Origin of the sequence: Bacillus sp. 37MA, assembly GCF_000372765.1 — a bacterium.
GTDB lineage: Bacteria > Bacillota > Bacilli > Bacillales > Domibacillaceae > Domibacillus > Domibacillus aminovorans.
Genome location: NZ_KB889752.1, coordinates 1,608,711 through 1,627,247 on the forward strand (window position 1 = coordinate 1,608,711; position 18,537 = coordinate 1,627,247).

Below are 18,537 nucleotides of genomic sequence, written 5' to 3' on the forward strand. Positions count from 1 at the left end.
GATGATGTAAAAAAAATTACTCAGGCGGTAATTCTTTTTTTTGACTATGTTTATGGACACGTGTCATCAGTGTGTATAGTGTTTTTTGTTCTTCTTCGTTTAATACATCGTCAAAAAATGACGATTGAAAGGCAAGTTGTTCCGGCATTGCTTGTTCTAAAATAGATTCAGCTTTCTCTGTGAGGCTAATCGTTTTCGTTTTCCAATCTTGCTTACGTACAATATAACCTTCTTTTTCAAGACGTACGAGCATACGCGAAATACCACCTTGCGTAACCGTCACTTTTTCGGCTAACTCCATTTGCGTGAGTGGCTGATAAATGCGAATTTGCATGAGTACATCAAATTGAGCTGTTGTTAAATCAAAACGTTTTAAAAAGTCATTCGACAGCTGGTTACTTTGGTTCGTAAAACGCATTAAACGTAACCAGATTAACGAGCCCATCGTATTATTACGCATTTCGTTTTCCTCCCCATCGCTAACCTTTCCATCACTTTACTACTCAATTGAAAAGATAGCAAGCGAAAAATCTCATAAAGCACTCATTTTATATAAAATGAGTGCTAATTGTTTTTACGTGCATTTTCTTATTTCATATATTTTTTGCACTAAAACCTGTGCGGGTGTTTAGCTTCCACCACCTTGCTCTTGTCCGCCGCCACCGCCACCGCCGCCACCACCGCCATCTGACTCTCCTTGGCCACTACCGCTCTTTTGCCCAGAAGATTGCCCACCTTGCTGCCCAACCTCTTCAGCAGCTTTTAATAAAGTCTCCTGTATTTTTGCTTTATATAAAGGACTTGATAATGTCTCCATTATCACATCTTGAAGGTGTTTCCTGAATTCTTGACTTTTCATTGAAGTTTGCAACGTTTTTTCCATTTCAGGATCTTGAAAAACTTCTATAAGCATTTTTTGATATTCAGGATCTTTCATTAAACCTTTTATTACTTTTTCGTGCTCTTCTTTTATGCTTTTTGCAAAGCTTTCAGTAAATTTAGGATCTTCAAAGACCTTTTGCCAAAATTTTACCCCTTTATCAGATGTTAAGGTAGTTTGAATTGTATCTGTTACCATCTGTTGATCCATGACAAGGACCTTCTTCATTTCTTCATCCTTCATTACTTTCTGGAGTGCTTTTTTTCCATCATCTGATTTTAATATATCCACAACCATTTTCTTTGTTTCTTCATAATCCATTTGACCTGTGGATTCCTCTTTAGATGCACAGCCGGAGATCAGTACACTAACTATTGACATTGTTACAATCATGAGGAGCGAGTATCTCTTCATGTTAATCCAAGCTCCTTTCTATTTGCAATTTGCTATTTATATTTTGAATTAGTTAGGAGAAGTTATACGAGGAAAATGCTGGTTCCGGTGCAAAAACCAGTGATAGACACATCAGATTTACATGGACTGTTCAATGACAGATTATTTGACAAAAAATAATTAATATATACAAAAAATGCTTGAACAGTTATTTATTATTTTGCCATTCAGTTAAAATTAGTCACCATCAATAATTTTCATTTTTTGAAGCCATACTATGTTTTGAGGTGATGAATATGTATAAGCTGTTATTGCAGAATGACTTGGACAGAGTAGGATACGGAAGAATTTTAATGGATGATGTATTGAAAACGAAGCAAAATAAATAAAAAGAAGTATGAGAAAATATCTAAATATTTATACGTTGTTCTGTCATTTAATCATTTTGTTTAATCAATAACCTGTGACTAAGACTTAGTTTTATACTTGGCACTCGAAGGGCATGCTGGTAACCTAGAGAAATTTGAGGAGGTAAAATAAATTTATGACTCTAAACAAAGAACTCCAGATCTTAAAAAAATATCACAGTGGTGAACGTGGCGTATTGAGTGTTTATTTAAACACCAACCCAGGTGATCCAGACCAGCTAAACGGTGCATGGCAAATTCATTTAAAGAACGGTTTAAAGGATTTAGATAAGTATTTAACGGATTCCAAAAATGAAACTGAATTAAAATTATTTAAAGAAGCTAAGAAAAAAGTATTAAAAGAAATCGATGATAATAAGGATGATTTGCACAAAGGAGTCGTCATTTTCGCTTCAAAGAACCCGAAATTATGGTCGGTTCACTATGTGCAAGTCCCTGTTAAATCAAGCTTCCATTGGGAAGATCATCCAGTTCTGGAAGAATTGGAATATATGCACAAAGCATATCCAGAAGCAGGAATCATTTTGCCCAGCTTCGGGGAAGTTCGAATATTGGATACAGCAATGGGAATGGTCAAAGAAGATTTTTCTTACAGTTTCAATCCCAACCTTGAAGAATGGGGAGAAATGAAGAACATGGATCCCGATGGGAAACATGTAATCGGGAGTAGTAAAGTAGACTTTTTAGAGTCCCGGCTTAAAGAAAACTTGAAAAGGTTCTTTAAAGGCATGGGTACGAACGTAGAACGATTGAAGAAAGAAAGAGGCTGGATAGAGATCCATGTAGCGGGTGAAACCGAATTGGCCATCGCTTTTGCTGAAACCTTACGAGAAAAACCGGCAAGCTGCATTTACAAAAACCTAAATAACAGCAAACCAGGTGAAGTGATAAATCAAGTTTTAGAAAATTTACAAAAAGTTAAATAACAGCAAACCGAGTAAAGTGATAAATCAAGTTTTAGAAAAATAAAAATGCTTTTATACTCGTCTTAACTTTGAAAAATCCTCCTTTTTTGATCAAGGGAGGATTTTTTTATCTTGAAATAAATTGTCTCATCTATGAAAGATGAAGTAGATTATAAAGATTGTCAGAGTTTTGATAAGTTAAAAGAAGTTATTGATGAATATCTTCACGACTACAACCCGAAATGTATCAATGGTACCTAAAGAAAATGACTCCCGTTAAATACCGGAGTCACCTACTTACAGCTTAATAACCTAGATCTTTTTATCATTGTCCAAAATCTGAGGGACGGTTCATAAATGCTGACAAGACCCTTTTATCAACCGTCAGTGCTATCGCCAAAAAACAACCCTAATCTAACGTATCTAATCTGTTGCTTATATAATTTGCACGGGCTTCAATATAATCGAATATATAATCCGGTTCTTTATCAAAAATATGGATATTATCTTTTACATATGAATCTTTTTGAATATATGGTCTTATTAGATCATGCATACCTTGTATTTTAGGTTTCATATATTCTAAATTAAACTGATTGCTTAAAATGTCTTTTAACAGGTTTTTGTATTGGCCTCGAAATGTTTTCACATCGAGAATTCTTGCCGTGAGCGTATTAAATCCCTCGATTCTTAAATAATCTTCGTCCATAACTTCTCCATTTACATCTCTCCCCCACGTAGCATCGTAATCCCAGGGAATGACTTCAAATAGCCCGGTTTCCCCATTCTGGTAAAGTGCATAGTTATGAACAAAACCATCGAAATTTTGGGTAAAAATTACACCAGCCAGCCAACGGAGATACTTATCAACATTCAGATACTTCACGATTTCTCTTTCAAATTCCTCCCTTGAAATGGTATTAATTTTTATTATCATTTCTTGTAGATTATACTCATCCTGAGCTGTTCCAATTTTTTTTTCATATCCAAACTCGAGGGATTTCTTTACTTCTTTATCAAGGTCACTCATTAACGAGAAGTTGGCATCACCATCCACCGCATAAAATATAGGTCCTTTTGGCAGTTGCCTATTTGCAAGAAAAAATTCATCTACCGATTCTAATTCTAAATAAAGCCCCTCATTTTTCCCATTAAGCTTCAAAAAAACAAATCGAGATTTAGGAGATAGGCACCCAATTTCATTAAAAAAATCCAAGGACAATTTATTTCTTAATAATGATGGATCCTTGTATTCTGCGTTTATATGAACTTCCTTTGCATTTCTATAAGTACTTGGTTTATAAAAGGAGACATGATACGATTTCTTTCGAAAATCCCGGATATGGGAGCCACGATAGGCTATATCAATGTCATATTTCTTTTTGTTAAGAGTTAGCTTCGCAGCAACCGGATCATCACACCAAATATCGTTCCGAAGTTCCCTTAAATCTAAAGGATGAATAAAGAGCTGATATTCAGGTATTTTCATGCCATTATCCATACGAACCCTTCCCTTCCATTTTTATTTTATTCATATGAAATAAAAATGAATGATGCCACTAAAAGATAGTTAATATTTATTTTTAAAAAGAGTATGCAATTGTCTTTATCACTTTTAAGACAGCTACGTACCTTATAGAAGGAGAAGGAATTTTCACCATCACTGGTAGGATTCTTTTGTAAAAAATATGTATCCGTTTCCTTTCTCTAACTAAGAAGAAGAAAGGAGGGACGAATATGTCAAATTTCTCTAAGGATGATATACAAAGTGCAGTTAAAAGGGCTCATCGCTCTGGATTAGGCAACTTCATGTTCCAGGATCCATCCTGTAACGAGCGACGCACTAGTAGAAAACGTTGTACTTCGCGTAACCTACGGCGTACTAGTAGAAAACGTTGTACTTCGCGTAACCTACGGCGTACTAGTAGAAAACGTTTCACTTCTCGTAACCTACGGCGTACTAGTAGAAAACGTTTCACTTCTCGTAACCTACGGCGTACTAGTAGAAAACGTTTCACTTCTCGTAACCAACGACGCACTAGTAGAAAACGTTGTACTTCGCGTAACCTACGGCGCACTAGTAGAAATCGTCGAACTTCTCGTAACCAACGGCGTACTAGTAGAAAACGTTGTACTTCGCGTAACCTACGGCGTACTAGTAGAAAACGTCGAACTTCTCGTAACCAACGACGCACTAGTAGAAATCGTCGAACTTCCCGTAACCGACGACACAGTAATAGAAGCAACTTCTTTAATTGGAATGACTTCTTGTTTTAAAAATATTAAAAAGCTATTTTAGCTATTTGAAGAGTGTGACACTTGTCTTCTTATTGAACTAACAAGTGCCTTCGTATTATAAAGTTAACTAGTTTTTACTAGTTAACTTTTTTGGGATTTAATTAATGGTAAAAAGATTAAAAAAAGAAAAATACGATGTCAATGATACAAAATTATGGACTGATTTTAAAAAAGTAGAAGGAGACTTCTTCTTCTACTAAAGGATCGAGTTAGGCGAAGACTATTTATAAAGCCTTGCTAAGGAAGGTGAAAAAATGACTTGGAATGAGTTTTTAGAACTCCAAGAACGTGTGGGTTGGGGAGAAGAATTTAGTTTTGATTACAAAAATGAAGAGTATTGGATAAGTCAAAATGTAGATGGGTATTATCTTACTCGAAGTAGAGGTTCTATTACCCAAGAATTTGATACATCAAAGGCTCTTTTTGAAAATGGGACGATTGAAGGGCAACTTCTTTCAGAAATTTATACGGATATAGATTGGTGATTTTTTTGAAATAAGCCCTTGTTTAACAAGTGACTGAACAGAAGAGAGAAAAAGAGCGTTAGGAGTTTTTTAGATGAATGGCTTTCCTTTGAAAAAAGAAACAATTATTATTGGCTGGGTTTCATTTTCTGTTATTCTTGTTATTTTTTTGCTGATAGTAGCATTCAACAATTCTCAATACCCCGATCCAGAGGATTGGGCAAAGGGAACACTTGAGAAAGAAGTTCCTTCTCCAAGTAACCAATCATCCATTCGGATGTATTTGGTACAGGAGGGCGGTGCTACAAGTCGTTTCCAAATGAGAGGTGAAGTGGTCTATCCTACTCAAGAAACAAGAAATATTTATCTCAATTACGATGAAGACCGAACGGATGTCCAGTGGCTTAATGAGGATATGATCATCATTAATGAAGAAAGATTGAACATAAAAGAAGATGTTTACTTTTGGAAGGATGACCCCAAATGGGAAGAAAAACGTGAAAAAAAGTATGAGTAAAATAAGATTGATACAGTATAAAAGTACAATTTGATACATTTATGAACTATACGTAAGAATCCTCTCTATTAAGACGATTTCAAGCCACCTTTAACTAAGCGTACGAGACAAGACTTAACACAGATCGGACGGATAAGAGTACATATATTTCTTTATAAAGAGCATTTCGATCATTTGGTGATTAATACCCCCGACTATGTAATTTTGTAAAGTTTATAAATTAGCATGACCTGACGGCTTAGAATCCATTTTGGTACATCTAGCAGAATAAAAAAGAACCGCCTTAATTGACGGTTCAAAGTTTTAATGTTCATTAAGTTGCTGACTATGTTGCTTAGCTTTTTGAATCAAATGATTCAGTCGATTCTTTTTGTCTTGTTCTGAAGCACCTGTGTAACTCGGTAATTGATACGATAAAGTTATTTGGTTGATTCCGTCTTCATTTGTAACGTAGAGAAATACCTCATAACCGTTCATGAACCACAAACTTGAATAAGAAACGTAATCGCCATAATTCCCCTCATCGTAATAATACGTGCCGCCAAACTCACTAGCTGCCACTTCTTGTAAGGCGATATATATATCCCATAGTTCATCATCTGAAAAATAATCATCATTTGGATTAAAATCGTACATTATATAGTCTAATTGGTTATTTTCAAAAAAATAATCAAGATAGGTGTTAACACCATATTTTTCTGCATAATACGCAACTCCAGTAGGAAAATTATAAGATATTTCTCTTGTTTCCCTGCTTATGACCTGCTGGTATGTCATTCCAAACTTAATATCTTTCATCAATATAGGTACGTTATTCCCTGTTACTGGCTCAACCTTAAATCGATCATCTAGACAACGACTTAAAAAGACTGAAAATTGAGCACGTGTGACAGCACCTTTTGGTTGGAATGTTCCATTTGAAAACCCAGCAGTAATTCCATTTTCAGCAAGTAAACTGATATATGGTTGTGCCCAATAAGATTTTGATACATCCGAAAACGTCACATTCTTTTGTCCCTTGAACGAATAGGCATTCACAAGCATCCGTGCCATTTCTTCACGTGTCAGTGTTTTGTCTGGTTCATATTTTGCACCTTTAGGGTAAATCCCGGCATCTACAATCGCTGCAATGTATTTGTAGGCACTATGCTTTGTTGATACATCTTTAAAACCTGGGTTTGAGCGATTTGAGAGACTTAAATCTAATGCTCGAACAAGCATGATCGCCGCTTGACCACGTGTTACATTCGTTTCTGGTTTAAAAGTTCCGTCACTAAAACCACTAATTACTCCTTTACTACTTAAAAATTCAATTTGATTTATTGCCCAATGATTACTTGCAACGTCTCTAAATTTCCCTGCTGCTTCTGCTTGAATAGATGGTAACAACAAACTAGTCAATAAAATAAAACTTAGTGCAACTTTCACCACTCTTCTCATTACTTATTCCCCTCTTCTATTTATTTCAGCTCCTACTTATTCCATATATAATTTCCAATTCCTTTATTTTATGTAATTTATATTATAATATTTTACAAAATTATGATAACTAGTCATGACTATTGACTGCAAAAAAACACGCCATTAATTGACGTGTTACAGTTTGAATGTTTCAAAATCCTTCTCAATTTCTTCTACCGTCATCCCGATACAGTCCAGTGTGAGGGATGGATGAGAATAATTTAAAATACTTTGCAGCTTTGCTACGTCCCGAACTAGCCGTTTCAATAGAAAAACCTCGATATGCAAATTCTATACATTCGCATCCAATCAGCCTTTTCAGCCCTGTTTCATTCGCCACTAGTACAGCAATTTTGCATAAATACCAACTGTTTTTGATGAATGGAATATGCAGTATACGAAAAAACGATTCATTTTTTTGCTGCTCAAACGCTCCTCTAAAAATTAAATATATGGGGAATTAATAGCCCCAACTTTTATTGTGCATACTAAAGAAAAAACAGAGGTGGAATTTTATGTCCTGGTTTTACGATCATTTCATCATCCCTTTTTTCTATGTTATTTTTATTTTTGTTGTAGCGACAACACTAACGGCAGTACTTGCTCGTACACCTAAGAATAATAAGAAGTGATGGTATGACTTTTGTTTACATTTTTTTCACTTGTATCATTTATTTGCTTCTCTTTACTCCACTGCCGTATTTAGCTTACAAAAATAAGCATTATAAAATATTTTTAATTTTAGGTTTTGGTTCTGTTGTTGGTTATTTTATCACGAGTGTAAACCCGCCCTTCCCTCCGAATGGCTTTAATGAGTTTACGTGGATGAAGGTAATGAAAATATTTGTGTTACCTGTCTACCTGATTGGATTGTTGTCTTGGATCGTGTTAATCATCAGCACAAAGATAAAAGGCAATTGAAAACAACAATATTTTTAAAAAGAGTGTTTTAAAAAACTCTTTTTACGCATCAAAAAAAGATGAAATCCCTAAAAATTTACTGTTGAATTATAATGAAAAATTGTTTAACCTAAAAAAAATGTATACTTAATATAAGGCATAAGTGAGTAGCGATGGCACTAACAAACAAAGAACTAGCAGATATGTACATTAAATACAAACAGCAACGAAAATATTTTAAACAAAGACAATCATTTTATGATCTCAATAAGTACATTGAAAGTAAGAAGAACTTATCCATAATAAAATTGGAAATGAAAAAACGTGGATTGAAGAAAAAGGAAGCAAAAAAATTAAGTAATTATTAGTATTTGAAAAAGTGTCATTCCCTTGTGTAGGATACAGCGACATTTCGCATTTTTTACTCTACACAAAATATGACATAGAAAAAACACACCATTAATTGACGTGTTTTAGTTATGTTGTATTTTACTAATTTATAGATAAAAAACAGTTGTATCAATAAGTCGATAATTTAAATCATGGATTTTGTTTTTCATCTAGATATTCCCAATTTTCTTCAAATACTTGAACGGTCATATTTTCTTTGATAGTCTGCTTTACAAATTCATTCAATGCAGCATCTTCTGATCCGCCTACTTCATTTCCAAACTCGAATGTGGATGAGTCAGTTAATACTTCAGCAGATGTTCTTTCATCATTATCAAATGTAATTTCTCTAATAAATCCTGAACCATCCTCGCCTTCTTCTCTAATTTGTATAATATTTTTCACTTCATCATGTTCTAATACTTTATACGTTTTTTCTTCTTGACCCTCATCATCTACTTGAATAAAGCTCCCATCGCTAATATAGTAATGAGTGTCTGATTCTTCGTCTTTCCAATGCCCATATAATGAAGTTTTTACATTAGACAAATCTCTACCACCACAAGCACTTAAAACCAAAACTAACACTGTTATCAAAAATAATTTTTTCATCACGTTCTCCCACAAGACTTTTTTATTTTAACGTTCCATCTACTTTGATTAAACATGAACCTTTTATATTATAATAAAAGTACCATATTTCGATACTATTGGATATAAGTGTTTTTTGGTAATATTTATTCTTTGCTAATATTTCGATTTTGAGGAAGACACGTTACCTTTCTTTAATAACCCTTTAAGTTCAATAGTAGATAACCATGGTCTTTTACGATGCAGCATACGATGACAGTTTGCACAAACAAGGGCTATATCCTGTACTTTTGTTCGTTCATTTCATCCATCTCAGAAATAGGTATTGTATGATGACCTTCTATGTACTCCTCACCAATCCTGCCCTAACGTGCTTCGAAATCAAATCCACACACTTCACAAAATAGCTTGCCGTGCAACTTTAAAAATCTTTCTTTTGCTAGTTTAATAACTTTGGTATTTCGTTCTCGAATTAAATGTAGTTTCAACATAGGCCTCCCTTCCGGAAAACTTTCGTCATCTTCCGTAAATCCAATAGTGTTTAACTCCTTTAGTTTTCTTAACGTATTTTGCAGTTTAGCAAAACCGTATTCTAAAATTGAATTTGCTTCTGTTTCCTTTACACCCTTTCCAGACACAACACTATTTTTAAACTCAATGCCTACCTCACTTAAATACACGGGATTATCAAACCTTTGAAAATTAGACAGTATAATACACCCTATTTTAGCCGTAGACGTATCAGTACCGAACATATCGTTCATTCTTGTGATAAAACTTTCTTTAATTTCATCACCGTTAGCATTTCGATATTTATCCCACGCATCGGCTACTGTTAATGTTTCAAATCTTTCAAAGGTTGCTGTGCCTAGTATAGTTCTCTCACCTTTTACACCTTTTTCATTTTTCACTAGAAAAAAGAATGGTTCATCCTTTGTTAATACGTTAAAATTATCCGTGTTTTTACGCCAAAAATTCACTTCACTAATGTTATCTTTATTTGATAAATACATAAACCATTCCCTAGAAGTAACACCTACATATCCTTTCATAATTCGCTCCTCTCGCTTTTGTAGTGCATGGAAACCTTTTTTAAGAATGCTCCTTAGACTTTAAATAAAGCATATAACAACAAAATTAATAAATAAAAAGAAAGATACCTCCATTCAGAGATACCTCATCTTTACGTATAATGTAGTGGTCACATCCTGCTATTTTCTGAATCACTTGATCACATTCCCGATCACATTTTTTGAAAAACAGCGGTTTTTCTGGTCACATTTCAGCCCCGTTACCGGTTATCAGTCGTCTCTAGATACAGATCATGGTTCATCATTCGGTACTCCGCCATCTTCTCATACTTCGTCCCTGAACGTCCGTAATTCGTATACGAGTCAATGGATATGCCGTCACGCGGTGTGAATTTTCCCCTTACTTCAATATAGCGGGGATTCATCAGCTCCACGAGGTCGTTTAAAATAATGTTCATGCAGTCCTCATGAATATCACTTTGGTTGTGGTAACTGAAAAAGCTTTGACAGCTTTTTTAAAAGAAATGTTCCTTATAGCCACCAAAGTAAGTCATACTCTATGCCTTTATTGTAGGATTTTAATATTGAAAAATATCCCTTTTATGCCATTTGAAATACGGCTTATTTTCTTCATATCGAGCAATCTTCATTTTTGGATGAATATTATATTTGACATAATCCATTTCTGGTATTTGAGATGAAATATGCAGTCGTCCTTGTCCATCAAATGCGATATAGCCTTTATCATATAATGCATCGTGATTGCAACATAAAAGCACACCGTTAAACGGATCTACTCGCTCTACATCGGTACTATCTTTCCAGGGCTTTGAATGACTTGCTCGTAATAACGCAGGTAGTTCAATTCCACAAAGTGCACATTTATGATCCCATAAAGGCAATAATTCACGTTTGAACTTTTGCTGACCTAAACGAATTTTCGCCTTCGCTTCCGCTTCTGTTTCAGCAATTATTGGTACAATTGTATTACGCTCTGTTCGACGGACTGTGCCCATCGCTAATTCAAGCTGCTCTACCTCTACTTCATAAATATTAAGATCACTAATAAGCTCTAATAATTTAATCGCTAGCTCTTCATTACATGGGTATAAGTAACCTTGATTACCATTACCATCTTGTTGGAATGGTGAATATTTAAGCGGTAGAAGTGGCAGCAATGCATCGAAATTCGTACGTATGTTTAAAGGCATTTCTAATTCATGATATTGAAGCTGTGCTAAATAGCCATTTTCTCCCCATTGCTCGAAATTTTGTATGGCAGTTGGCTTAGCTGCTTCTTGGCAGTTTGATACTGCAACACTAATTGCATTGATATTTCCTTTTACATAATGGAAGAATCTATCGCCTTCCTTCACATTGGTCATGCGCAACCACGAATGCGGCGTATTGCCCCCTTTATCTTTTTGAGGTGACCAAATAATACCTTGCTCTTTTTCTTCTTGATATGTGTGGCCTTGCATGACAACAAAACTATTCATACTATATCCTCAATTCTATAAAATATATTAAAAAATCATCTATATTCGATATATCTATTTAAAATTACTCATTATTTCTATCCCTCGCACATTCTTTTAATTATATTTTATCATGCTGCTCATTGAAAAAGAAAAAACATGCCAATATGACATGTTCGGATTTTGCTTTCTTTGTGACTAATTATTCTCTTGTTTGAAATATTTACTATTTAATTATATCCTTTATTATAGATATTTGGTAATGTAAAGGAGTCCTTGAATAGTTTAACTAATTTAAAAATGGGGGGATCTTTATGAAAAAACTTTTTAGTATGCTGATAGCTTGTTGTTTGTTTTTCACCAGTGCTATTTTTGCTTCAGCTGCATTCAAAGATGTTGACAATACCTATTGGGCAAAAGATGAAATTACATACTTAACGGACAAAAAAATCATTAATGGCTTTTATGACGATTCTTTTCGTCCACAGGCACCTGTAACTCGAATACAAGCAATGATTTTACTAGCCAATGCATTAAATTTAGATTTATCAAACCGACCAAATCCCGGATTTAAAGATTTATCTACAATGAATAGTGGTTATAAACATGCTGCGGCTATTATGGATGAAGGGATTTTTCCAAAAAGTACTCATTTAAAACCAAATGAGCCTATGACACGTGAATTAATGGCTAGGATGATTGTATCTGCTTTTAAATTAAAAGCGACCAAGAATGTTAGTTTCAAAGACGTATCATCAAGTCATTGGGCACGACCATACATTTCCGCTCTTGCAGAACATAATATCACTGTAGGCTATCCTGATGGCACATTTAGACCAAGTGCAACGCTTACCCGTGCTCAGTTTTCTGTCTTCTTAGCAAAAGTTATAAGTGATGACTTTAAAACGTTTACTTTTTACAATGATAGTTTTAACTATAAGATTGAATTGCCCAACTACATGAAGTCGCAAGTAATTTTTGAAGATGAGGTAAATGAGGATGGCGTTCGTTCAACACACTTTTATTACAATAACACCGCACATCTTGGGTTTGAACCTTACCTTGCTTCAATTCATATCATTCCCGCATCAAATTGGGATTACTATGAAACAGCACCTTACGATATAATTAAAAAGTACAATAACTACTACTATTGCTATCAAAGTGTTGGTGAGCATCCTTATTATGAATCTAATCAACTTGAATCACGTGAAGCAAAAGCATTTGAACGTATTCAATATAGATTGACGAATGCTATCTACGGCTTTCAACTTAAAAATTAGTTATTTAATTTAGAATCTGCATTATCTGCCAATTAAAACTGTTCTCATATAACAATTTTAATTGGCTGCACTTTATGTATTTATTTTTAATAAAATAAAGAAAAAGCGGCTCATGTAACTGAACCGCTCTGCACAACAAAGACTTAATACATAATTGAATAATACTTGTCTTTTAATGTAGGAAAAAGAAGTGGCGTAGTGCATGCGGTGTTATCTCTTTGCCCATTTTCTTTGAATAGTCATTGAACAGTTTATTGATCGTTGTTCTGTCCATTCTTTTATTTCTATTGCTTACGAAAAGATGGTCAGAATCACTTCTTCTTTCATCCAACCAATCTTTTAACGCTTCCTCCACTTTATCACTCATGTAAACGGTGCGGGCTTTATCGCCCTTCCCTTTCACTATATCTATTTCCCGGCTGCTCATATGGATATCCTGCAATTTCAAATTCAAGGCTTCACTAATCTACAATCCGGCATAGTCTAAAACGGTCACAATCGCATAATTTCTTTTGTTTCCGCTGTCCAGTATCATTTGTCGGAACCGCTCGATATCTTTATATTCCACTTTCGCTAATGAATCAAATGGTTGCTGCACCTTCATATATTCTTTTTTTGTGAAGACCCTATCAGATTGAATCCCTTCATTGACAAGAAATTCATTCAGCTTAGCGAGCGCATTCAATTTGGTATTAATCGTTTTGGGTTTTACATTTTTCACCGTCTGCACATAGGATACATATTCTTTCACATTCTGCCGATGCAGCTTGCTGATTTCCATTCCTTTGGATTGATCGAACCATTGCATATATCCTTTCACACTCTAGATATAACCCTTAATTGTATTTTCACTTTTGTCGTCCTGTTTCAGATACGCGGTAAACAAATAAAAAAAGTGATCGCTACTGGTGGGGTTATCCAACGCAACACTTTTCTCTGTTACTTTGAAAATTATTTAATATTTTCAAAGTAACAGAGAAAAGTGTACAAGAACTTATGACACTTACTGAATAATATGAAGTAAAAGAATGAAAGGATGTGAGATAATATGAATGATCACAAGCATGATTGTAAAAAGAAAGAACCCTGCAAAGATAGAAAGTTAAATAAACTAGTAAGAGCATCAGCTTTTAGAGCCACTAAATCTATACCTCAAGCTCTTATCGCAGACGTGCCTATGAAAGTTTTATTTGACAACCAGCAATTCGATCTAGCGAATGAATATAATCCTATTGCATCTAGATTTGTTCCAAGAAAAGATGGAGTATATTCCATCATTGCAACTATTGCGTTTGATCCTGCCGCGGATGTAAATCATAGCGTTTTGTTAGGTATTCGTGTAAATGGCATTAATGTAGCAGTTGATAATGATTTCTTTGGACCACTACCAAATTTCACAAATATACTTGCTGTTTCTACAATCCTTAATTTAAATGCCAGAGATCAGGTAGAGGTCTTTGCCCAAGCATCTGTGAATGGTATCATCGTGCCAGATAATCCTACGCCTCCTCGGCTTAATTCTAGCCACTTTGAAGCAGCTAGATTCCCATCTCCTAAATAAAGGATATATCCATCACAAAATCCCCCAAACTCTTTAAAGTTTGGGGGATTTTTAATGCAATATAATATTTTGATAGCTGCTCGAAAGCCTTTATAATTTTACATCTTAGTATATAAAGGTAAATTATTTAATATTCGTTTATGAAGGTTTATTTTATATAATTAATAGACGTTAAATCATTCATTTTATATAGTCTATTAAGGTGTACTTTTACGAACGGGCTCTCCATTAAAGATCGATTGTTATATTTTTCGCTTTTTCGACACTTACGTCCTTGTTATTAACAACATCGCTTGTTAGAATCTCAATTGATTTAATGTCATCCGTGTTTTCAAGTATAAAGCCCATATTGCCTTTCTTAACACCGTTTCTTTGTATTTCTCCATTCAATTCTTCGAGATAAATGTCCTCTTCCCATGTTTTGTGCTCACCGCTGCTCGTCTTAACAAAAGCAACCGGTGTGAACTTTACATCCTCATTAGATGTATTTTTAACTGCTACACCTACTTTAACAAAGTCAAACTCTTCTTCATGAGTATAGGCATGAAAAAAATCAATCATGCTGTAATCTGGAACAAAATGCATCACTTTTACTTCTTTTACGATCATTTCAACCGCGCCTATATTAACCGTTTTATTGATGTTTTTATAAGATTTTAGTATGAGCTCTCCTTTATCATCGGTTACGGTTTCTCCAACTGTCACAAGATTAATGTCGTCCGTTATTTGCGGGTTGGGCACATATACATCTTTTTTTATAGTTTGGTCCGATTTTTCTGTTTGGTCAATTGTATTCACTTGATCTTCAGTAGCTTGATTCTCAGCGTTATTTGCTGCTGAACAGCCAGTAAGAACTAATAGAGAAATCAAGATATAAGACAATCTTTTCAAAGGAATCCCCCTAAAATTTCAGCATAATAAAAGCACCCGCTGCTTTTAGAGAGCAACGGGATCTTTTTATTAATGCGTGTTATTTTTTATTTTTTGATTCGCCTAAAAGATCAAAGATAATTTTAGCATTATCTGTATTATCAATTTGTCCTGCAAATCGTTCTTTATAAGGTCCGTAGGCATATAAAGGTACGTCTTCACCTGTGTGACCGCCAGTTGTCCAGCCCGTATGAGAACGCTTGTTAAAAATTGTTTCGATGGCATTGTCGATATCAGTGACTTTTTTAGTCGCCGCTGCCTCTTTAACAGATTGAATTTCTTGTGCTGTTAATGCTAATAGATTTTGATCAATATATGTTTTTAACGTCTTTTCAACATCTGCCCCTTTAGCAATTTCTGCTGCTATAAAGTCAGGTGTGCGCTTAGCCGCTTTTATGGGCTGGCCAAACCAGTTATAGACTCCATCAGCACCAATAGAGTATCCGCCAGTTGAATGGTCAGCTGTTATAACAACTAGGGTATGCTTGTCCTTTTTAGCAAAATCAAGTGCAGCCTTAGCCGCTTTTTCAAAGTCTTCCATCTCACTCATTGCACCAACAATATCATTATCATGTCCTGCCCAGTCTACTTGGCTTCCTTCGACCATTAAGAAGAAGCCGTCTTTATCCTTGTTTAAGCGTTGAATGGCTGATGATGTCATATCTTGAAGAGAAGGAATATCTTCTGTACGGTCAATCATTTTTGGCAGACCGCCCGAAGCAAACAATCCGAGAACCTGTCCGTTTTTATCCTTTGATAGTTGTTCTTTGTTTGTTACATAACTAAATCCGGATTTTTGGAATTCTTCCGTAAGGTTACGGTCAGGACGAACAAAGTTTGAAGAACCACCACCGAGAAGAACGTCAATTTTATGTTTGCCATTCACTAATTCATCATAATAGTCATCAGCAATAGCATTCATATTTTTACGGCTTTCATCGTGGGCACCAAATGATGCTGGTGTTGCATGTGTAATTTCAGATGTAGCGACAAGACCTGTTGCTTTGCCTTTTTCTTTTGCAGTCTCTAATACGGTTTTTACTTCAGATTTGTCGTTATCCACCCCAATGGCTGCATTATATGTTTTTACGCCGGCAGACATTGCTGTTGCGGCAGAAGCAGAATCTGTTATGTTTTGTGCAGGATCTTCTGGATATGTCATCTGTTGTCCAACAAGATACTTATCAAATTCTGTTCTTTCAACCGCAGGTGTTGAAGGATCATCTTTTAAATAACGGTAAGCTGAAGTATAAGATACACCCATTCCATCCCCGATTAAGAAAATAACATTTTTAATTTTCGTATTATCATTATTTCTCTCATGATTTTTTTCTGAGGCTTGTGCGTCTGTATTAGGGATTGTTCCAACCAAGCTACCCAATGCAAGTGTAGATAGAACACAAATTGGAAGAAGCTTTTTTGTTAACTTATTTTTAAACATCTACATAACCTCCGAAAGTTAATTTAATATGATGACAACATTTACTATAAGGGAAAACTGTTAATCTGCTATTAAAAATAAGTAAACATCCATTAAAGTGATGTAAATATTCGAAGCTATTCTATGTAATGAAAATCATAAAAAACAGTTCTTTCTTATTAGGGAAAAACAGATCACTTAACGCTATCGTTTGCAATACTCACAACTCCAACACAAATGAAAACCGCCTTCTTAACCCTGTTTACAACATGTTATATTCGGCACCGCTTCACTATTCTAAATTATTGTCATAAATGAAGTCTTTCTAAATATAATTCCAATCGTTAATTTGCATCCTACAAATATCCTGATTTACGTTAAGAATGAACCTTTTAAAAACGATTAAAAAATATAAATCATTAATCTCCTAAAACATTTTTAGACTAACATCGTATTTGTTTAAAAAATTACATAATCATATTAAGAAAGGTTTAAACATTGATTGTCAATCGTACTTAAACCTTTTTTGTTGTCCGAGTAGCTGGATGATTCAGGCGTTGCTGATTTCTGCCATTCCTATTCTCCCTTATTCTTAATGTCGTATACATCTTTTTCTAATCGTTCAAGTGAGCCAACAATTTTATCTTGTGTCTCGTTTTGCCTTTCGATCTGTGTGTACAGTTTATTTTCTCGTATCACTGATTCATCCATTACTTTCTTCAATAGCCACACGAATAAAATACAGAAGATACCCTGTACCCACATTTCAGGTGGAAGTTGTGTTAAATCCATTCCTAACCCTCCAATCATTACAAAATATGAATAAAAAAATAGAGTGAGGAAATTCCCCACTCATAAAATACGGAAGTCAACCGATGAAAGTTGACCTAGGAGTTTTAAAACTGGCAGGCGTGTAGTACGCCTTGACTATTTCTACAGTCCTTTAATAATAAATTAGTTAAAAATAAAAGACTACATACTAGACGCGAAAAAAAACTTAATGTCAATGTGACAATCTTTCAATGACAGTGCATCGTCTTGCCCCTTGACGAATTCGATCACGTGCCTTTTCTAATGAAATTTTGACAAGAACTGCTTCGTCCGTGTCGTTTTCAACATCAAACACTTCAAATGCTTTTCCGTCTACAATCAAAATACAAATAAACTCTACTTCTAAATCATCCGATCTTGGAATACAAGATTTTATAGTACAAGGCTCAACTCCTGCACGAGACACTGCTTTGGCCTCTCGCTTTGATAATTCGATAAATACGAATTCCTCGATTTCAACATTACCTGCTTCCACTTCGATTTCCACTAAAAGAAAAAAGCGATTTTTGATTTCAACAAGACAATTTGCTCCAATTGAAACAACGTCCTCCATACTCATATAATTTCACCTCCCTTTCTCTATATTTAATGCAAGAGTAGTTGGGAGGGGTTGGACAAATAAAGTATGAAGTATAAATTATATTTTTAACCTAATATAGATTACTATAATAACAAGCGTATAAAGCAAAAATTGGCGGGAATGAGTCCGGTTCAATACCGCCTTCACACCAGCCAATTAACTGCTTAGTATAAACTCTAACTTTTTGGGGGCACAC

Annotated in this window: 21 protein-coding genes and 1 pseudogene; 7 read left to right on the forward strand and 15 right to left on the reverse strand. The window is 34.8% G+C overall.

Going from position 1 to position 18,537, the window contains the following annotated elements:
- Window positions 1–16 precede the first annotated feature (16 nt).
- Window positions 17–460 (reverse strand): MarR family winged helix-turn-helix transcriptional regulator, encoded by a 444-nt coding sequence (locus tag A3M5_RS0109070; protein WP_018393446.1) that lies wholly within the window; start codon window positions 458–460, stop codon window positions 17–19.
- A 168-nt stretch (window positions 461–628) separates the two neighbouring features.
- The gene (gene gerD / locus A3M5_RS0109075; protein WP_018393447.1) at window positions 629–1,294 is read right to left on the reverse strand and encodes a spore germination lipoprotein GerD; all 666 of its coding nucleotides are present in this window, start codon (window positions 1,292–1,294) and stop codon (window positions 629–631) included.
- A 523-nt stretch (window positions 1,295–1,817) separates the two neighbouring features.
- Between gerD and A3M5_RS0109085 the strand changes: the two genes are divergently transcribed.
- Window positions 1,818–2,627 (forward strand): VLRF1 family aeRF1-type release factor, encoded by an 810-nt coding sequence (locus A3M5_RS0109085; RefSeq protein WP_018393449.1) that lies wholly within the window; start codon window positions 1,818–1,820, stop codon window positions 2,625–2,627.
- A 388-nt stretch (window positions 2,628–3,015) separates the two neighbouring features.
- On the opposite strand, the gene A3M5_RS0109095 is transcribed toward A3M5_RS0109085, so the two are convergent.
- Window positions 3,016–4,107: a CotH kinase family protein gene (locus A3M5_RS0109095; protein WP_018393450.1), complete on the reverse strand. Its 1,092-nt coding sequence runs from the start codon at window positions 4,105–4,107 to the stop codon at window positions 3,016–3,018.
- Between the two features lie 236 nt (window positions 4,108–4,343).
- On the opposite strand from A3M5_RS0109095, the gene A3M5_RS26825 reads away from it, so the two are divergent.
- The 3 genes from A3M5_RS26825 to A3M5_RS23725 all read left to right on the forward strand — a co-directional run bounded on the left by A3M5_RS26825 (window position 4,344) and on the right by A3M5_RS23725 (window position 5,885).
- Window positions 4,344–4,883: a CotG/ExsB N-terminal domain-containing protein gene (locus A3M5_RS26825; RefSeq protein WP_502685410.1), complete on the forward strand. Its 540-nt coding sequence runs from the start codon at window positions 4,344–4,346 to the stop codon at window positions 4,881–4,883.
- A 275-nt stretch (window positions 4,884–5,158) separates the two neighbouring features.
- Window positions 5,159–5,389, forward strand: coding sequence for a hypothetical protein (locus A3M5_RS0109100; RefSeq protein ID WP_018393451.1), 231 nt, complete (start codon window positions 5,159–5,161; stop codon window positions 5,387–5,389).
- Window positions 5,390–5,462: 73 nt separating this feature from the next.
- On the forward strand, window positions 5,463–5,885 hold the full coding sequence (locus A3M5_RS23725; protein ID WP_018393452.1) for a DUF5412 family protein: 423 nt from the start codon (window positions 5,463–5,465) through the stop codon (window positions 5,883–5,885).
- A gap of 303 nt (window positions 5,886–6,188) precedes the next feature.
- On the opposite strand, the gene A3M5_RS23730 is transcribed toward A3M5_RS23725, so the two are convergent.
- The 6 genes and pseudogenes from A3M5_RS23730 to A3M5_RS0109145 all read right to left on the reverse strand — a co-directional run bounded on the left by A3M5_RS23730 (window position 6,189) and on the right by A3M5_RS0109145 (window position 11,757).
- Entirely contained in the window at window positions 6,189–7,325 is a 1,137-nt protein-coding gene (locus tag A3M5_RS23730) for an S-layer homology domain-containing protein (RefSeq protein ID WP_018393453.1), read from the reverse strand.
- 156 nt (window positions 7,326–7,481) lie between these two features.
- Window positions 7,482–7,613 (reverse strand): hypothetical protein, encoded by a 132-nt coding sequence (locus tag A3M5_RS25360; protein ID WP_502685411.1) that lies wholly within the window; start codon window positions 7,611–7,613, stop codon window positions 7,482–7,484.
- 1,173 nt (window positions 7,614–8,786) lie between these two features.
- Window positions 8,787–9,248: a membrane lipoprotein lipid attachment site-containing protein gene (locus tag A3M5_RS0109130; RefSeq protein ID WP_018393457.1), complete on the reverse strand. Its 462-nt coding sequence runs from the start codon at window positions 9,246–9,248 to the stop codon at window positions 8,787–8,789.
- 344 nt (window positions 9,249–9,592) lie between these two features.
- Window positions 9,593–10,279, reverse strand: a complete 687-nt coding sequence (locus A3M5_RS26130) for a hypothetical protein (RefSeq protein WP_018393458.1) — start codon at window positions 10,277–10,279, stop codon at window positions 9,593–9,595.
- Between the two features lie 239 nt (window positions 10,280–10,518).
- Window positions 10,519–10,743: pseudogene (locus A3M5_RS22730) on the reverse strand (tunnelling fold family protein); the annotation flags it as partial.
- A gap of 93 nt (window positions 10,744–10,836) precedes the next feature.
- A complete protein-coding gene (locus A3M5_RS0109145; protein WP_018393460.1) occupies window positions 10,837–11,757 on the reverse strand; it encodes an HNH endonuclease in 921 nt (306 codons plus the stop codon).
- Window positions 11,758–12,050: 293 nt separating this feature from the next.
- On the opposite strand from A3M5_RS0109145, the gene A3M5_RS23735 reads away from it, so the two are divergent.
- Entirely contained in the window at window positions 12,051–13,019 is a 969-nt protein-coding gene (locus A3M5_RS23735) for an S-layer homology domain-containing protein (RefSeq protein ID WP_018393461.1), read from the forward strand.
- A gap of 172 nt (window positions 13,020–13,191) precedes the next feature.
- Here the strand turns inward: A3M5_RS23735 and A3M5_RS23740 are convergent, their stop codons facing one another.
- Complete coding sequence (locus A3M5_RS23740) at window positions 13,192–13,473, reverse strand: tyrosine-type recombinase/integrase (RefSeq protein WP_286130597.1); 282 nt, start codon at window positions 13,471–13,473, stop codon at window positions 13,192–13,194.
- A gap of 12 nt (window positions 13,474–13,485) precedes the next feature.
- Window positions 13,486–13,827, reverse strand: coding sequence for a site-specific integrase (locus A3M5_RS23745; protein WP_155894694.1), 342 nt, complete (start codon window positions 13,825–13,827; stop codon window positions 13,486–13,488).
- Between the two features lie 240 nt (window positions 13,828–14,067).
- Here A3M5_RS23745 and A3M5_RS0109160 point away from each other — a divergent pair, with 240 nt between their 5' ends.
- Window positions 14,068–14,580 (forward strand): complement C1q domain-containing protein, encoded by a 513-nt coding sequence (locus A3M5_RS0109160; RefSeq protein ID WP_018393464.1) that lies wholly within the window; start codon window positions 14,068–14,070, stop codon window positions 14,578–14,580.
- A gap of 228 nt (window positions 14,581–14,808) precedes the next feature.
- Here A3M5_RS0109160 and A3M5_RS0109165 read toward each other — a convergent pair whose 3' ends face one another.
- The 4 genes from A3M5_RS0109165 to A3M5_RS0109180 all read right to left on the reverse strand — a co-directional run bounded on the left by A3M5_RS0109165 (window position 14,809) and on the right by A3M5_RS0109180 (window position 18,320).
- On the reverse strand, window positions 14,809–15,471 hold the full coding sequence (locus A3M5_RS0109165) for a DUF4352 domain-containing protein (protein WP_018393465.1): 663 nt from the start codon (window positions 15,469–15,471) through the stop codon (window positions 14,809–14,811).
- Window positions 15,472–15,550: 79 nt separating this feature from the next.
- Window positions 15,551–16,951, reverse strand: coding sequence for an alkaline phosphatase (locus tag A3M5_RS0109170; RefSeq protein ID WP_018393466.1), 1,401 nt, complete (start codon window positions 16,949–16,951; stop codon window positions 15,551–15,553).
- A gap of 555 nt (window positions 16,952–17,506) precedes the next feature.
- Window positions 17,507–17,722, reverse strand: a complete 216-nt coding sequence (locus A3M5_RS0109175; protein WP_018393467.1) for a BhlA/UviB family holin-like peptide — start codon at window positions 17,720–17,722, stop codon at window positions 17,507–17,509.
- A gap of 211 nt (window positions 17,723–17,933) precedes the next feature.
- Window positions 17,934–18,320 (reverse strand): hypothetical protein, encoded by a 387-nt coding sequence (locus A3M5_RS0109180; protein ID WP_018393468.1) that lies wholly within the window; start codon window positions 18,318–18,320, stop codon window positions 17,934–17,936.
- A 96-nt stretch (window positions 18,321–18,416) separates the two neighbouring features.
- Between A3M5_RS0109180 and A3M5_RS26635 the strand changes: the two genes are divergently transcribed.
- Window positions 18,417–18,509, forward strand: coding sequence for an IS3 family transposase (locus A3M5_RS26635; RefSeq protein WP_082193962.1), 93 nt, complete (start codon window positions 18,417–18,419; stop codon window positions 18,507–18,509).
- The last annotated feature ends 28 nt before the right edge of the window (window positions 18,510–18,537 follow it).

What these genes read in the sequence shown, in the direction of transcription:
- A3M5_RS0109145 (WP_018393460.1), bottom strand. Translation starts at nt 11,757, where the DNA reads ATGAATAGTTTTGTTGTCATGCAAGGCCACACATATCAAGAAGAAAAA.
- A3M5_RS23725 (WP_018393452.1), top strand. Translation starts at nt 5,463, where the DNA reads ATGAATGGCTTTCCTTTGAAAAAAGAAACAATTATTATTGGCTGGGTT.
- gerD (WP_018393447.1), bottom strand. Translation starts at nt 1,294, where the DNA reads ATGAAGAGATACTCGCTCCTCATGATTGTAACAATGTCAATAGTTAGT.
- A3M5_RS0109070 (WP_018393446.1), bottom strand. Translation starts at nt 460, where the DNA reads ATGCGTAATAATACGATGGGCTCGTTAATCTGGTTACGTTTAATGCGT.
- A3M5_RS0109160 (WP_018393464.1), top strand. Translation starts at nt 14,068, where the DNA reads ATGAATGATCACAAGCATGATTGTAAAAAGAAAGAACCCTGCAAAGAT.
- A3M5_RS0109175 (WP_018393467.1), bottom strand. Translation starts at nt 17,722, where the DNA reads ATGGATTTAACACAACTTCCACCTGAAATGTGGGTACAGGGTATCTTC.
- A3M5_RS26825 (WP_502685410.1), top strand. Translation starts at nt 4,344, where the DNA reads ATGTCAAATTTCTCTAAGGATGATATACAAAGTGCAGTTAAAAGGGCT.
- A3M5_RS23735 (WP_018393461.1), top strand. Translation starts at nt 12,051, where the DNA reads ATGAAAAAACTTTTTAGTATGCTGATAGCTTGTTGTTTGTTTTTCACC.
- A3M5_RS0109100 (WP_018393451.1), top strand. Translation starts at nt 5,159, where the DNA reads ATGACTTGGAATGAGTTTTTAGAACTCCAAGAACGTGTGGGTTGGGGA.
- A3M5_RS0109085 (WP_018393449.1), top strand. Translation starts at nt 1,818, where the DNA reads ATGACTCTAAACAAAGAACTCCAGATCTTAAAAAAATATCACAGTGGT.
- A3M5_RS23745 (WP_155894694.1), bottom strand. Translation starts at nt 13,827, where the DNA reads ATGCAATGGTTCGATCAATCCAAAGGAATGGAAATCAGCAAGCTGCAT.
- A3M5_RS0109130 (WP_018393457.1), bottom strand. Translation starts at nt 9,248, where the DNA reads ATGAAAAAATTATTTTTGATAACAGTGTTAGTTTTGGTTTTAAGTGCT.
- A3M5_RS26130 (WP_018393458.1), bottom strand. Translation starts at nt 10,279, where the DNA reads ATGAAAGGATATGTAGGTGTTACTTCTAGGGAATGGTTTATGTATTTA.
- A3M5_RS23730 (WP_018393453.1), bottom strand. Translation starts at nt 7,325, where the DNA reads ATGAGAAGAGTGGTGAAAGTTGCACTAAGTTTTATTTTATTGACTAGT.
- A3M5_RS0109170 (WP_018393466.1), bottom strand. Translation starts at nt 16,951, where the DNA reads ATGTTTAAAAATAAGTTAACAAAAAAGCTTCTTCCAATTTGTGTTCTA.
- A3M5_RS0109180 (WP_018393468.1), bottom strand. Translation starts at nt 18,320, where the DNA reads ATGAGTATGGAGGACGTTGTTTCAATTGGAGCAAATTGTCTTGTTGAA.
- A3M5_RS0109095 (WP_018393450.1), bottom strand. Translation starts at nt 4,107, where the DNA reads ATGGATAATGGCATGAAAATACCTGAATATCAGCTCTTTATTCATCCT.